The sequence below is a fragment of the Streptomyces sp. NPDC002680 genome, assembly GCF_042889145.1.
Taxonomy (GTDB): Bacteria; Actinomycetota; Actinomycetes; order Streptomycetales; family Streptomycetaceae; genus Streptomyces; species Streptomyces adonidis.
Map to the genome: position 1 here is coordinate 63,813 of NZ_JBIAQP010000006.1, position 15,018 is coordinate 78,830.

At 69.8% G+C, this 15,018-nt stretch carries 12 protein-coding genes; 8 read left to right on the forward strand and 4 right to left on the reverse strand.

The annotated features are described in order from the left end of the window. Position 1: 1 nt before the first annotated feature. The 4 genes from rhaS to ACFYXF_RS17390 all read right to left on the reverse strand — a co-directional run bounded on the left by rhaS (position 2) and on the right by ACFYXF_RS17390 (position 4,711). On the reverse strand, positions 2-1,084 hold the full coding sequence (rhaS, locus tag ACFYXF_RS17375) for a rhamnose ABC transporter substrate-binding protein (RefSeq protein WP_389350446.1): 1,083 nt from the start codon (positions 1,082-1,084) through the stop codon (positions 2-4). A 102-nt stretch (positions 1,085-1,186) separates the two neighbouring features. Then, on the reverse strand, positions 1,187-2,164 hold the full coding sequence (locus ACFYXF_RS17380) for an ABC transporter permease (protein WP_389350447.1): 978 nt from the start codon (positions 2,162-2,164) through the stop codon (positions 1,187-1,189). After that, positions 2,157-3,197, reverse strand: coding sequence for an ABC transporter permease (locus tag ACFYXF_RS17385; RefSeq protein WP_389350448.1), 1,041 nt, complete (start codon positions 3,195-3,197; stop codon positions 2,157-2,159). Before ACFYXF_RS17385 ends, ACFYXF_RS17380 begins: the two co-directional genes overlap by 8 nt. Further along, on the reverse strand, positions 3,194-4,711 hold the full coding sequence (locus ACFYXF_RS17390; RefSeq protein WP_389350449.1) for a sugar ABC transporter ATP-binding protein: 1,518 nt from the start codon (positions 4,709-4,711) through the stop codon (positions 3,194-3,196). The genes ACFYXF_RS17385 and ACFYXF_RS17390 overlap by 4 nt, the downstream gene beginning before the upstream one ends. Before the next feature lie 288 nt (positions 4,712-4,999). Between ACFYXF_RS17390 and rhaI the strand changes: the two genes are divergently transcribed. From rhaI to ACFYXF_RS17430, 8 genes are all read left to right on the forward strand, one after another. Next, positions 5,000-6,160, forward strand: a complete 1,161-nt coding sequence (gene rhaI / locus ACFYXF_RS17395; protein ID WP_389350450.1) for an L-rhamnose isomerase — start codon at positions 5,000-5,002, stop codon at positions 6,158-6,160. Between the two features lie 118 nt (positions 6,161-6,278). After that, positions 6,279-8,318 carry a bifunctional aldolase/short-chain dehydrogenase gene (locus ACFYXF_RS17400; protein WP_389350451.1) on the forward strand — a complete coding sequence of 680 codons (2,040 nt, stop codon included), beginning with the start codon at positions 6,279-6,281 and terminating at the stop codon, positions 8,316-8,318. Continuing rightward, entirely contained in the window at positions 8,315-9,778 is a 1,464-nt protein-coding gene (locus tag ACFYXF_RS17405; protein WP_389350452.1) for a rhamnulokinase family protein, read from the forward strand. Before ACFYXF_RS17400 ends, ACFYXF_RS17405 begins: the two co-directional genes overlap by 4 nt. Positions 9,779-9,847: 69 nt before the next feature. Next, positions 9,848-10,603, forward strand: coding sequence for a (Fe-S)-binding protein (locus ACFYXF_RS17410; protein WP_389350453.1), 756 nt, complete (start codon positions 9,848-9,850; stop codon positions 10,601-10,603). Continuing rightward, the gene (locus ACFYXF_RS17415; protein WP_389350454.1) at positions 10,600-12,081 is read left to right on the forward strand and encodes a LutB/LldF family L-lactate oxidation iron-sulfur protein; all 1,482 of its coding nucleotides are present in this window, start codon (positions 10,600-10,602) and stop codon (positions 12,079-12,081) included. Before ACFYXF_RS17410 ends, ACFYXF_RS17415 begins: the two co-directional genes overlap by 4 nt. After that, the gene (locus tag ACFYXF_RS17420) at positions 12,078-12,746 is read left to right on the forward strand and encodes a lactate utilization protein C (protein WP_389350455.1); all 669 of its coding nucleotides are present in this window, start codon (positions 12,078-12,080) and stop codon (positions 12,744-12,746) included. The genes ACFYXF_RS17415 and ACFYXF_RS17420 overlap by 4 nt, the downstream gene beginning before the upstream one ends. Before the next feature lie 116 nt (positions 12,747-12,862). After that, positions 12,863-13,657, forward strand: coding sequence for an ABC transporter ATP-binding protein (locus tag ACFYXF_RS17425; protein WP_389350456.1), 795 nt, complete (start codon positions 12,863-12,865; stop codon positions 13,655-13,657). Between the two features lie 15 nt (positions 13,658-13,672). After that, complete coding sequence (locus tag ACFYXF_RS17430) at positions 13,673-14,986, forward strand: FtsX-like permease family protein (protein WP_389350752.1); 1,314 nt, start codon at positions 13,673-13,675, stop codon at positions 14,984-14,986. The last annotated feature ends 32 nt before the right edge of the window (positions 14,987-15,018 follow it).

Consider the following 15,018-nt stretch of genomic DNA (forward strand, 5'->3'; position numbering starts at 1 on the left):
ATCAGAAGTTGAACTGGTCGATGTTGTCCTTGGTGAACACGGTGGGCTTGCCGAGGCTGATCACACCGTCCGCGCCGATGGTGTACTCGCCCATGTCGCCGGCCTTGAAGGTCTCGCCCTCCTTGCCGGTGATCTGCCCCGACACCAGCGCGACGGCGGTGTACGCGGCCAGCTCGCCGAGCTTCGCCGGGTCCCACAGCTCGAAGCCCTCGACGGTGCCGTTCTTGACGTACTTGCGCATGTCGTTGGGGGTGCCGAGGCCGGTCAGCTTGACCTTGCCCTTGTACTTCGAGCCGGACAGGTACTGGGCGGCGGCCTTGATGCCGACGGTGGTCGGGGAGATGATCCCCTTCAGGTTCGGGTACTCCTGGAGGAGGCCCTGGGTCTGCTGGAAGGACTGCTGGGCGTCGTCGTTGCCGTACGCGACCTTGACCAGCTTGATGTCCTTGTACTTCGGGTCCTCCAGCTCCTTCTTCATGAAGTCGATCCAGACGTTCTGGTTCGTCGCGGTCTGCGCGGCAGACAGGATCGCGATCTCGCCCTTGTAGTCGATCTGTTCGGCGAGCAGCTGCACCTCGGTGCGGCCCAGGTCCTCGGCGCTGGCCTGCGAGACGAAGGCGTTGCGGCAGTCGGCCTTGGTGTCGGAGTCGTACGTGACGACCTTGATGTCGTTCTTCATGGCCTGCTTGAGCGCGGTGCACAGGGCACCCGGGTCCTGCGCGGACACGGCCATCGCGTCGACCTGCTGCTGGGTGAGCGTGTTGACGTACGACACCTGCCCGGAGGTGTCGGTGGCGCTGGACGGACCGACCTCCTTGTAGCTGGAGCCCAGGGCCTGGAGCGCCTTCTCGCCGCCCTTGTCGGCGGAGGTGAAGTACGGGTTGTTGACCTGCTTCGGCAGGAAGCCGACGGTCAGCCCCTTCTTGGTGGCCGCGTTCGGGTCGGCCTTGCCGGTCGCGGCGGCCGAGGCGCCCTCGTCCTTGACGTCCTCCTTGGTGGTACCACCACAGGCGGTGAGGGCGAGCGCGAGCGAGGTGGCCGCGGCGAGCGCCGCGGAGGCACGACGAATGGATGACTTACGCATGAGGGTTCCTTAGAACAGAGGGTGAGGAGAAGCGCCCCGTTTTTAGGGGCGCGGGGAACTGCGCGACCAGCCACAGCCGGTCCGCAGTCTGCGAACAACCGTTTACGTCAGCCTTTGTGAGGCTCTGGCCAGTGAGATCTGCCGCGCCACCCGAGGCGCGAGCACGGAGAGAACCAGCAGGACGCCCGTGACGACGATCTGCGACTGAGCCGAGACATCCTGAAGGCTCATCACGTTCTGCAACGCCCCGAGCAGGAACACCCCGGCAATCGCACCGCCGAGCGTCCCCTTCCCCCCGTCGAAGTCGATCCCACCGAGCAACACGGCGGCGATGACGGAGAGTTCGAGCCCGGTGGCATTGTCATAGCGAGCGCTCGCGTAGTGCAGCGCCCAGAAGATCCCGGTGAGCGAGGCCATCAGCCCGGTCACCGTGAACAGGATCAGCTTCTGCCGCTTCACCCGGATGCCGGCGAAGCGCGCCGCCTCCTCGCTCGCGCCGATGGCGAACGTGGACCGCCCGAAGGGGGTGGCGTGCAGCACGACCACGGCGATGGCGAGCAGCACCAGGAAGGGCAGGACGGCCTGGGGGACGAACGAGTCCCCGATCCGTCCGGCGGCGAAGTCCAGGTACTGGGTGGGGAAGTCGGTCACCGCGTCCGAGCCGAGCACGATCTGTGCGATGCCCCGGTAGGCGGCGAGGGTGCCGATGGTGACGGCGAGGGAGGGCAGCCCGAGGCGGGTGACGAGCAGGCCGTTGACGAGGCCGCAGACCACGCCGAGCAGCAGGCAGATCGGGATGATCGCCTCGATGGTCAGGCCCTCGTTCCACAGGGCGCCCATCACGGCGCCCGACAGACCGGCCGTGGAGGCGACCGACAGATCGATCTCGCCGGAGACCACGAGCAGGGTCATGGGCAGGGCGATCAGCGCGATTGGAAGGGTGTTGCCGATCAGGAACGACAGGTTGAGCGCGTTGCCGAAGCCGTCGACGGTGCCGAAGGACAGCAGCAGGACGACGATCAGGAGGGCGCCGACCACCGTGTCCCAGCGGACCGCTCGGCTCAGGGAAAAGTCAGCCATGGCGGGCGTTCCTCTTCTTCAGTGCGGAGGCCACGCGCAGCGCGACGACCCGGTCGACCGCGATGGCGAGGATGAGCAGGATGCCGTTGATCGCGAGCACCCACACGGAGCTGACCCCGAGGGCGGGCAGCACACTGTTGATGGAGGTCAGCAGCAGCGCGCCGAGAGCCGCGCCGTAGACGCTGCCGGAGCCGCCGGTGAAGACGACACCGCCGACCACGACCGCGCTGACGACGGTCATCTCGTAGCCGTTCCCGGTACCGGAGTCGACGTTGCCGAACCGTGCCAGGTACATCGCGCCCGCGAGTCCGGCGAGGCCCCCGCAGAAGGTGTACGCGGCCAGGATCCGCTTGCGGACCGGGATGCCGGCGAGCCGGGCGGCCTCGGGGCTGGAGCCGAGGGCGTACAGCTCACGGCCGCTGCCGAAGTGCTTGAGGTAGTACGCGGTGGCCACCAGGACCGCCAGCGCGATGAGCGCCAGGTACGGCACCGCCCAGATGCCACCGGACCCGAAGTCGATGAATCCGTCCGGGAGGCCCGCCGCCGTGATCTGGCGGGAGCCGACCCAGATCGAGTCGATGCCCCGGATGATGTACATCGTGCCGAGGGTGACGACCAGGGCGGGCACCTGACCGAAGCTCACCAGCAGGCCGTTGAGCAGGCCGAAGCCGATGCCCATCAGGACTGCGAGCAGGATGGCGACGAGGGAGCTGCCACCGTCCTGGAGGTACAGACCGGCCGCGAAGGCGCTGATCCCGAGGGTGGAGCCGACCGACAGGTCGACGTTGCGGGTGATGACGACCAGCGACTGGCCGGTGGCGACCAGGACCAGGATCGTCGCGTTGAGCAGCAGGTCCTTGATGCCCTGTTCGGACAGGAACTCGCTGTTGCCAGCCTGGGTGACGGCGATCATCACCAGGAAGACGACCAGGATGGCGAGTTCGCGCATCTTGAAGACTCGGTCCACCAGCCGGGTGGCGCCGGCCTTGGGCACCTCGGCGGCGGGGGCGGGGTTGGGAGCGGTCACCGTCATGCGGCGGCCCTCCCGGTGGCTGCGGCCATCACCGTTTCCTCGGTTGCTTCGGAGCGCGGGATCTCGGCGGCGAGGCGGCCCTCGTGCATCACGAGCACGCGGTCGGCCATACCGAGGATCTCGGGCAGGTCGGAGGAGATCATCAGGACGGCCACCCCGTCGGCGGCCAGCTGACTGAGCAGGCGGTGCACCTCGGCCTTCGTACCGACGTCGATGCCCCGGGTGGGCTCGTCGACGATCAGCACCCTGGGGCCGGTGGCGAGCCACTTGGCCAGGACGACCTTCTGCTGGTTGCCGCCGGACAGCGTGTTGACGGTGTCGGCGATACGGGCGTACTTGACCTGGAGCTTGACGGCCCAGTCGAGGGAACGGCTGCGCTCGGCGCCCCGGTCCATGAGGCCGGCCTTGACGGTCGTACGCAGGCCGGTGAGGCCGATGTTCCGCTCGATGGACATGTCCATCACCAGGCCCTGGGCGCGCCGGTCCTCGGGGACGAGGGCGAGCCCGGCGGCCATGGCCGTGGAGGGGGCGCCGTTCGTGAGGACGGTGCCGTCCACCTCGACCTCTCCGGCGTCCCAGCGGTCGATGCCGAAGACGGCCCGGGCGACCTCGGTACGGCCCGCGCCGACGAGTCCGGCGAGGCCGACGATCTCGCCGTGCCGCACCTCGAAGGAGACATCGGTGAAGACACCCTCGCGGGTCAGCCGCCGCACACTGAGGGCGACTTCACCGGCCGTCACGTCCTGCTTGGGGTACAGCTCGTCGAGGTCGCGGCCGACCATGCGGCGTACGAGGTCGTCCTCGGTCATGCCGTCGATCGGCTCGCTCGCGATCCAGGCTCCGTCGCGAAGGGTCGTCACCCGCTGGCAGATCTGGAAGATCTCCTCCAGCCGGTGCGAGATGAACAGCACGGCGGCGCCCTGTTCGCGCAGGGTGCGCACGACACCGAAGAGGCGGGCGACCTCGCTGCCGGTGAGGGCGGCGGTCGGCTCGTCCATGATCAGGACGCGGGCGTCGAAGGAAAGGGCCTTGGCGATCTCGACGATCTGCTGGTCGGCGATGGACAGGCCGCGCGCGGGGCGGTCGGGGTCGAGTTCGACGCCGAGGCGCCGCATCAGGGCGGCGGTCGCCGAGTGGGTGGCCTTGTGGTCGATCCGGCCGAGGGCTCGGCGCGGCTGGCGCCCCATGAAGATGTTCTCGGCGATCGACAGATCGGGAAAGAGCGTGGGCTCCTGGTAGATCACGGCGATACCGGCGTCGCGGGCGTCGCCGGGGCCGTGGAAGACGACGGGCGCTCCGTCGAGCAGCACCTGGCCGGCGTCCGGTCGGTGCACCCCGGCGAGCGTCTTGATGAGGGTCGACTTGCCGGCGCCGTTCTCACCGGCGAGTGCGTGCACTTCGCCGGGGAACAGCTCCATGGAGACGTCCCGCAGGGCACGCACCGCACCGAAGGACTTCGAAATGTCCTTGAGCGCCAGCACTGGGGCCGGCCCCGGGTCGGACGGGTGGGTCATGAGGGCTCCTCGACGACGCCCGTGGGACTGGCCTCACGACGTCGTGAAAGGTTTCAACTGGGTTGCCGGGACGTTAGACACGGGAGCCATGTCACGTCAATGGGTCCGTGTCGAAATTCTTTCGATAGTTGAAGGTCACGGCCAAGTCACGGCAGCCTGAGTTGGTCAGAGGGGTTGACACCCCTTCGGGGGGCTCATAGCTTCCCGTTCTGAATCGTTTCATCAGATCGTCGTTCCGCAGGCTGTTTCCCAGTCGTCGTTCCGACCCGATGTCACAGGAGTCCCGCAGTGACCGAGCGCAGCGCGGTGAAGGCCGCTCTCAAGACCCAGGCCATCGAAACGCCGTCGTGGGCGTACGGGAACTCGGGGACCCGTTTCAAGGTGTTCGCCCAGCCCGGCGTACCCCGCAACCCCTTCGAGAAGCTGGACGACGCCGCCCAGGTGCACGCCTTCACGGGGGTCGCGCCGACCGTCGCGATGCACATTCCGTGGGACAAGGTCGAGGACTACGCGGCCCTGGCGAAGTACGCCGAAGAGCGCGGTCTGAAGCTGGGCGCGATCAACTCGAACACCTTCCAGGACGACGACTACAAGCTGGGCAGCATCTGCCATCCGGACGCGGTGGTGCGGCGCAAGGCGCTCGGTCACTTGCTGGAGTGCGTCGACATCATGGATGCGACGGGGTCCAAGGACCTGAAGCTGTGGTTCGCCGACGGGACGAACTATCCCGGTCAGGACGACATCCGTGAGCGGCAGGACCGGCTCTCCGAGGCGCTGGCCGCGGTGTACGAGCGGCTCGGTGACGACCAGCGGATGCTCCTTGAGTACAAGTTCTTCGAGCCGGCCTTCTACGCGACCGACGTGCCGGACTGGGGGACGGCGTACGCCCACTGTCTGAAGCTGGGGCCGAAGGCGCAGGTCGTCGTCGACACCGGGCACCACGCTCCCGGGACCAACATCGAGTTCATCGTCGCGACGCTGCTGCGGGAGGGGAAGCTGGGCGCGTTCGACTTCAACTCGCGGTTCTATGCGGACGATGACCTGATGGTGGGGGCCGCTGATCCCTTCCAGCTGTTCCGGATCATGTACGAGGTGATCCGGGGCGGGGGGTTCGTGCCCGAGGTGGCGTTCATGTTGGATCAGTGCCACAACATCGAGGCGAAGATTCCGGCGATCATCCGGTCGGTGATGAATGTGCAGGAAGCGACCGCCAAGGCGCTCCTTGTTGATGCGTCGGCGTTGGGGGCCGCTCAGCGGGCTGGGGATGTCCTGGCTGCCAACGCGGTTCTGATGGACGCGTACAACACGGATGTGCGGCCGTTGCTCGTTGAGGTTCGGGAGGAGCTGGGGTTGGACGGGGATCCGATCGCTGCGTATGCCCGGTCCGGGTGGGGGGCGAAGATCGCTGCGGAGCGGGTTGGTGGGGAGCAGGCCGGTTGGGGGGCGTGACTTCCGCGTCTCGTCTGCCTGGTTCGGTTCGTCGCGGGCCACCGGTTCGTTGTGGCTTGTCGCGTAGTTCCCCGCGCCCCTGAAGGGGCGCTCCACATCACGTAAGGATTGATCACGCATGGCTACCCATCCCGAAGCCGCCGCCCTCATCGCTCGGTCTCGTCGGCTTGGTGCTGACCCCCGTAACACGAACTACGCCGGTGGGAACACGTCCGCCAAGGGGACCGACACCGATCCCGTCACCGGAGGTGATGTGGAGCTGATGTGGGTCAAGGGGTCCGGAGGTGATCTGGGGACCCTGACCGAGGGTGGGCTGGCCGTGTTGCGGCTGGACCGGTTGCGCGCGCTCAAGGGTGTGTATCCGGGGGTGGAGCGCGAGGACGAGATGGTCGCCGCGTTCGACTACTGCCTGCACGGCAAGGGTGGGGCGGCGCCGTCGATCGACACCGCCATGCACGGTCTCGTCGACGCCGCCCACGTGGATCACCTCCACCCCGACTCCGGGATCGCGCTCGCCTGCGCCGCCGACGGGGAGAAGCTGACCGCCGCGTGCTTCGGGGACGGCGTGGTGTGGGTGCCGTGGCGGCGGCCCGGGTTCCAGCTCGGGCTGGACATCGCCGCCGTGAAGGCCGAGAACCCGCAGGCCGTCGGGTGCGTCCTCGGCGGGCACGGCATCACCGCCTGGGGCGACACCGCCGAGGAGTGCGAGCGCAACTCGCTGCACATCATCCGTACCGCCGAGGCCTTCCTGGAGGAGAAGGGGAAGGCCGAGCCGTTCGGGCCCGTCGTCGAGGGGTACGGTCCCCTCGCGCCGGACGAGCGGCGTGAGCGGGCCGCCGCCCTTGCCCCTTACATCCGGGCCATCGCCTCGCAGGACAAGCCGCAGGTCGGGCACTTCACCGACTCCGACGTCGTGCTGGACTTCGTCTCGCGTGCCGAGCACCCCCGGCTGGCGGCGCTCGGTACCTCCTGCCCTGATCACTTCCTCCGTACGAAGGTCCGGCCACTCGTCCTCGATCTGCCGGCCTCCGCTCCCCTCGACGAGGCGATCGCGCGGCTCAAGGAGCTGCACGCCGAGTACCGCGAGGAGTACGCCGCCTACTACCGGCGCAACGCCCTGCCCGACTCCCCCGCGATGCGCGGCGCCGACCCGGCGATCGTGCTCGTGCCCGGCGTCGGCATGTTCTCCTTCGGCAAGGACAAGCAGACCGCTCGCGTCGCAGGCGAGTTCTACGTCAACGCGATCAACGTGATGCACGGGGCCGAGGCGGTCTCGACGTACGCGCCGATCGAGGAGTCGGAGAAGTTCCGTATCGAGTACTGGGCCCTGGAGGAGGCGAAACTTCAGCGGATGCCCAAGCCGAAGGCGCTGGCCACTCGGGTCGCACTGGTGACCGGTGCGGGCAGTGGGATCGGGAAGGCCATCGCCGAGCGGCTGGTCGCCGAGGGGGCCTGTGTCGTCGTCGCCGATCTCAACGCGGAGAACGCGGCGGCTGTGGCGGAGGAGCTCGGTGGGCCTGACAAGGCCGTCGCCGTCACTGTCGATGTGACCTCCGAGGAGCAGATCGGCGCTGCCTTCCGGGACGCCGTGCTCGCCTTCGGTGGAGTGGACCTCGTCGTCAACAACGCCGGGATCTCCATCTCCAAGCCGCTGCTGGAGACCTCCGCGCGTGACTGGGACCTCCAGCACGACATCATGGCGCGCGGGTCGTTCCTCGTCTCGCGTGAGGCGGCTCGGGTGATGATCGCGCAGGAGCTGGGTGGCGATGTCGTCTACATCGCGTCCAAGAACGCCGTCTTCGCCGGGCCCAACAACATCGCGTACTCCGCCACCAAGGCCGACCAGGCCCACCAAGTGCGGCTCCTGGCCGCCGAGTTGGGGGCGCACGGCATTCGCGTCAACGGGGTCAACCCCGATGGCGTGGTGCGGGGCTCCGGGATCTTCGCCGGGGGCTGGGGTGCCCAGCGCGCCGCCACGTACGGCATCGAGGAGGAGAAGCTCGGCGAGTTCTACGCCCAGCGGACCATCCTCAAGCGCGAGGTGCTGCCCGAGCACGTCGCCAACGCCGTCTTCGCACTGACCGGCGGCGAGCTGACGCACACCACGGGGCTGCACGTCCCGGTCGACGCCGGCGTCGCCGCCGCCTTCCTGCGATGAGCGTGATCAAGTCGTACGCCGCTGTCGACCTCGGCGCGTCCAGCGGGCGCGTCATGGTCGGCCGGGTCGGGTCCGACACGCTGGAGCTGACCGAGGCGCACCGGTTCGCCAACCGGCCCGTGCGGGTGCCCGAGGGGCTGCGCTGGGACGTGCTGTCCCTGTACGCCGGTGTCCTCGACGGGCTGCGGGCCGCCGGGCAGGTCGACTCCGTCGGCATCGACAGCTGGGCCGTGGACTACGGGCTGCTGGATCGGGACGGGGCGCTGCTCGGCAATCCGGTGCACTATCGCGACGCCCGTACCGAGGGTGTCGCGGAGAAGGTGTGGGGGTCGGTTCCGGCCGCCGAGCTGTACGCGGCCACCGGGTTGCAGTACGCGCCCTTCAACACCCTGTACCAGCTCACGGCGGCTCGCGGCACCCGCCAACTCGCCGCCGCCTCCCGCCTGTTGCTCATCCCCGATCTGCTGACCTACTGGCTCACGGGCGAGGCCGGCACCGAGCTGACCAACGCCTCCACCACCCAGCTGATCGATCCCCGGACCCGCGACTGGGCCCATGACATCGCACGCAAGCTGGACATCGACCTCGGACTGTTCGCCCCGCTGCGGCAGCCCGGTGATCCGGCGGGCGTGCTGCGCGCCGAGGTGCTGGAGGAGACCGGGCTCACCGGGCCGGTGCCGGTGACCACGGTCGGGTCGCACGACACCGCCTCCGCCGTGGCCGCCGTGCCTGCGGTCGACGAGCGGTTCGCCTATATCTGTACCGGCACCTGGTCCCTGGCGGGGTTGGAGCTGGACGCGCCCGTGCTCTCCGAGGAGAGCCGGGCCGCCAACTTCACCAATGAGCTGGGGCTCGACGGCACGGTCCGCTATCTGCGCAACATCATGGGGCTGTGGCTGCTCCAGGAGTGTGTACGGGCCTGGGGGGACCCGGAGTTGGGTACGTTGCTGCGGGCCGCCGCCGAGGCGCCCGGGCTGCGGTCCGTGGTGGACGCCGGGGACGCGGCGTTTCTGGCGCCGGGGCGGATGCCCGAGCGGATCACCGAAGCCTGCCGGGTCTCCGGGCAGCCGGTGCCCGAGTCGCCGGGCGAGATCACGCGGTGCATCCTCGACTCCCTCGCGCTCGCCCATCGGCGGGCGGTGGTGGACGCCCAGCGGCTCGCCGGGCACGCCGTCGACGTCGTGCACATCGTCGGGGGCGGGACGCGCAACGCGCTGCTGTGCCAACTCACCGCCGATGCCTGCGGGTTGCCGGTGGTGGCGGGACCCGCCGAGGCCGCCGCGCTCGGCAACGTCCTCGTCCAGGGCAGGGCCCACGGGCTCGTGGGCGACCGTACGGACATGCGCCGGCTGCTCGCCCGTACCCAGCCGCTGACCCGCTACGAGCCGTCCGGTGACCCGGCGGCCTGGCGGGCGGCGGAGGCCCGACTCACCCAAGCCCGGCTCACCGAAGGCCGGTGAGGGGGCTCCCTCCCTGTGCGCCGTCCGCGTACCCTGCACTCATCCGATGATCGACCACTAGGAGCTGCGATGCGTGTCGCCCTGTTCCTGACCTGTGTCAACGACACGCTCTATCCGGACACGGGCCGCGCCGTGGTGAAACTGCTGACCAGGCTGGGCGTCGAGGTCGACTTCCCGATGGCCCAGACCTGCTGCGGGCAGGCGCACTACAACACCGGGTACCGGCACGAGGCCGAGCCGCTCGCCCGGCATTTCTCCGATGTATTCGGGGGGTACGAGGCGATCGTGACGCCCTCCGGGTCGTGCGGGGCGATGGTGCGGGAGCTGTATCCCCGGATGGGTGAGCGGGCGCGGGCCGAGGGGCGCGGGGATTCCCTCGCGGCCACGCTGGCGCCGGTCGTGCCGAAGACGTACGAGCTGACGGAGTTCCTGGTGGACGTACTGGAGGTGACGGACGTGGGCGCCTACTACCCGCACACCGTCACCTATCACCCGACCTGCCACGGGCTGCGCGGGCTCGGGCTGGCCGACCGGCCGCGTCGGCTGCTCCAGGCCGTCAAGGGGCTGGAGCTGCGCGAACTGCCGGGGGCCGACGAGTGCTGTGGCTTCGGCGGGACGTTCGCGCTGAAGAACTCCGATGTCTCGGCGGCGATGGGTGCCGACAAGGTGCGCAACGCCGAGTCGACGGGCGCGGAGGTGCTGTGCGCCGCCGACAACTCGTGTCTCATGCACATCGGCGGCACCATGACCCGGCTCTCCACCGGGATGCGGCCGGTGCACATCGCGGAGATCCTGGCGAGCACGGAAGAGGAGCCCCTGACATGAGCGGCGGGACGTTCGTCGGGATGCCGGCCTTTCCCAAGGCGGCCCACGAGGCGGTCAACAACCAGACCCTGCGCGGAAATCTGCGACACGCCACCCACACGATCCGCGGCAAACGGGAGAAGGCCGTCGCCGAGGTGTCGGACTGGGCGGAGTTGCGGGAGGCGGGGAAGCGGATCAAGGACCATACGCTCCGTCATCTCGACCGCTATCTCGTCCAGTTGGAGGAGTCGGTCACGGCGGCGGGTGGCCATGTGCACTGGGCCGCCGATGCCGAGGAGGCCAACCGGATCGTCGTCGAACTGGTGCGGATGACCGGGGAGTCGGAGGTCGTCAAGGTCAAGTCGATGGCCACGCAGGAGATCGGGCTGAACGAGGCCCTGGAGGCCGAGGGCATCAGCGCCTACGAGACCGATCTCGCCGAGCTGATCGTGCAGTTGGGCAAGGACCGGCCCTCGCACATCCTGGTCCCGGCGATCCATCGCAACCGGGGTGAGATCCGGGACATCTTCGTGCGCGAGATGAGCGAGTGGGGCCGCCCGGCTCCCGAGGGTCTCACCGACACCCCCGCCGAACTGGCCGAAGCGGCACGACTCCACCTCCGGGAGAAGTTCCTGCGGGCCAAGGTCGGCGTGTCCGGCGCCAACTTCATGGTCGCCGAGACCGGCACCCTGGTGGTGGTCGAGTCGGAGGGCAACGGGCGGATGTGTCTGACCCTGCCCGAGACGCTGATCTCGGTCGTCGGCATCGAGAAGATCGTGCCGACCTGGCGGGACCTGGAGGTCTTCCTCCAGACCCTCCCCCGCTCCTCGACCGCCGAGCGCATGAACCCGTACACCTCGACTTGGACGGGCACGACGGACGGCGACGGCCCCCAGACCTTCCACCTGGTCCTCATCGACAACGGCCGCACCGACACCCTCGCCGACGAGGTCGGCCGCCAGGCCCTGCGCTGCATCCGCTGCTCGGCCTGTCTGAACGTCTGCCCGGTGTACGAGCGGGCCGGCGGCCACGCCTACGGCTCCGTCTATCCCGGCCCGATCGGCGCCATCCTCAGCCCCCAACTCCGGGGCACCGCAAGCGAGATCGACGCCTCGCTCCCGTACGCCTCCTCGCTGTGCGGAGCCTGCTACGAGGTCTGCCCGGTCGCCATCGACATCCCCGAGGTTCTGGTGCATCTGCGCGAGCGGGTCGTGGAGGGCGGGCCGGTGACGCGGGAGGGCAACAAGGTCGTCCTGAAGCCGGCGAAGGGCCATGCCGCCGAACGGGCCGCGATGCGCGCCGCCCGCTGGGCGTTCAGCCACCCCGGCGCCCTGCGCACCGGACAGCGCCTCGCGTCCCGGACGCGCCGTTTCCATCCCCGCACTCTGCCCGGCCCCGGCAAGGCCTGGAGCGCCACCCGCGATCTGCCGACCGTACCGGCGGAGCCGTTCCGCGACTGGTGGCAGCGCACCAACGGCGGAAAGGACACCACCAAGTGAACAGCCGCGACCTGATCCTGGGCCGGGTGCGCCGCGCCCTCGCCGACGTACCGCGCGACGACACGCCGTACGACCAGGCCGTCGACCGCGACTATCTGCGCGAGCACGGGAACCGGAGCGTCGAGGAGACGGTCGAACTCCTCGCCGAGAACCTGGCGGACTACCGGGCGATCGTGCACCGCTGCACCGACGACGAGCTTCCGGCACTCCTCGCCGGGATACTGGCCGGACACGGCTCGGCCTCGGTGGCCGTGCCTCCCGGTCTGGACGAGCGATGGCTGTCGGCCACCGACGCCGTCCGCGTCCCGGACCGGGGCGAGAGCACTCCGTACGACCTGGACCAGGTCGACAGCGTGGTCACGGCCTGCGCGCTCGCCGTCGCCGAGACCGGCACGATCGTCCTGGACGGCTCCCCCGACCAGGGCCGCCGCCGCATCACCCTCGTCCCCGACCACCATGTCTGTGTCGTACGGGTGCCGGACCAGGTCGTCTCGTCCGTCCCTCAGGCGCTCGAACTCCTCGACCCTGCCCGCCCGTTGACCTGGATCTCCGGGCCTTCGGCGACCAGCGACATCGAGCTGGACCGGGTCGAGGGGGTGCACGGTCCGCGCACGCTGGAAGTGGTGCTGGTGAGTGGTGGGGCGGATGATCCGGGGTGTCGCTGAGTACACCCCGCGATACGGGTTCTACGCCCAATGTGGCACGGCCGCCCTCTGCGTAGCGTCGTGAGCGAGGCACCGGACGGTGTCGAACTCGGTTGCCGGCAAAGGGTGATGACGCGATGTTTCGCTCCGGCACACGGCGCTCGCACGACCAGGGACCCGCCCCCGAGGCGCTGCGCCTGGTCAAGGTCAGCAAGACGTACGGGAGTTACGGGAACGACGACAGCGCGGTGCGGGCCCTCGACGAGGTGACCCTGAGCCTGCGGCGGGGCACCTTCACCGCCGTCATGGGGCCCTCTGGCTCGGGCAAGTCCACGCTGTTGCAGTGCGCGGCCGGGCTCGACCGGCCGGACAGCGGGATCGTGATGGTCGACGGTACGGAACTGACGGGCGACGGCGAGGCCGCGCTGACGCGGTTCAGGCGGCGCCGGATCGGCTTCGTCTTCCAGCAGTACAACCTGCTGCCGACGCTGACCGTCGCCCAGAACACGATCCTGCCGCTGAAGCTGGCCGGGCGGCGCGTCGACCGCGGGCGCGTCCAGGAGATCCTGACGTCCGTCGGGCTCGGCGACCGGCTCGGGCACCGTCCCGACCAGTTGTCCGGCGGGCAGCGGCAGCGGGTGGCGATCGCGCGTGCGCTGGTCGCCGAGCCCCGGGTGATCTTCGCGGACGAGCCGACGGGCGCGCTCGACTCGCGCAGCGCGCGGGGTGTGCTGGGGCTGCTCCAGGAGGCGGTGCGGGTGCACGGCCGGACGGTCGTCATGGTGACGCACGACCCGGTGGCCGCCTCGTACGCGGACTCCGTGCAGTTCCTCGCGGACGGGCGGCTCGCGGGCCGGCTCCAGGCACCGACCGTCGACGCGGTGGCCGAGCGGCTGGCGCACCTGGGCGACGACATGAAGGCGGGGGTGTGAGCCATGGCCATGCCCATGTTCGTGCTCGCCGTACGGTCCGTACGGCAGCGTCCCGGACAGTTCGCGTCGACCCTGCTCGCCGCCTTCCTCGGCGCAGCGGTGATCATGACGTTCAACTCGATGCACGACACGGCCGGGCAGCCGGGCGTGGACTCCGTGAGCGCGGAGACCCTGTCCACGGCGGCGGGCGCGGTGGGCGGGTACGGCACCCTTCTGGTCTTCTTCGTCGTCGCCTCGACACTCACCGTGAACGTCCGTCGGCGCTCGGCCGAGCTGGAACTGCTGCGCTGCTCGGGGGCGACTCCGGCGCAGGTCAAGCGGATGGTCGTGGGTGAGGCGGTGGCGGTCGCCCTGGTGGGCTCGCTGCTGGCGGTCGTCCCGGCGATGCTCGGCGGCCGGGCGCTGCTGGACATGTTCCAGGACACGGGCCAGGTCTCCGGGTCCGTCGAGCACTCCTTCGGTCCCGTCGCGCTGATGTCGGGCTTCGACATCACGCTGCTCGCCGCGGCGGGCGCCGCGTTCCTGGCGGTGCGGCGGGCCACTGGTCGGGCTCAACGACGCGACCGGGCAAGGAAGTTCGCCGCGTACGCGGCTCTGGCCGGCGGCGGTGTCGCGGTGTGCTCGACCTTCGCCTTCTCGGCGACGGACGCGGCGCTGATGGCGGCTCCGGCGTACGGGGCGATCCTGCTGTCCGTGGGCGGCGCGCTGCTCGCGCCTCGGCTGCTGACGGGGGTGCTCGACCGGCTGCCGCTGACGGGCGCGAGCGGCTGGCTGGCCGTACGGAATCTGCGGGAGCGGGCCGGCCGGCTCGCCGGGACCCTGATGTCGCTGGTCCTGTTCACGGCGGTCTCCACGGCGACGCTCTGTATGCAGGCCGTGGAGAGCGACGCGATCTCGGCGTCGGGGCTGCGGAAGTCGGTCGAGGCGAAGAACCTGGAGACGCTCAACCTCACGGTCGTCGGGATCATCGTGGTCTTCGTCTGCGTGATGCTGGTCAACTCCCTCTACGCCGAAACGACGTACCGCGCACGGGAGTTCGGCCAGCAGCGCCTCGCGGGCGCGACACCCGGCCAGCTCCTGGGCACGGTCGCCGTCGAGGGCGCGATCCTCACGGCGACCGGGGTCTTGCTCGGTACGGCGGCGGGGCTGGCCGGGATCGTTCCGTTCACGATGGTCCGGACGGACGCGGTGCTGCCGGGACAGCAGGGGCTCGGCATCTGGCTGACGGTCGTGGCGGTGGCGGTGGCGGCGACGCTGGGGACGATCCTGGCCACGGCACGGCGGGTGCTGCGGACGCCCGCGGTGACGGCGGTCGCGCTCGCCGCGTGAACAGGCTTTGAGGGGCCGGTCGCCGAAGCGAC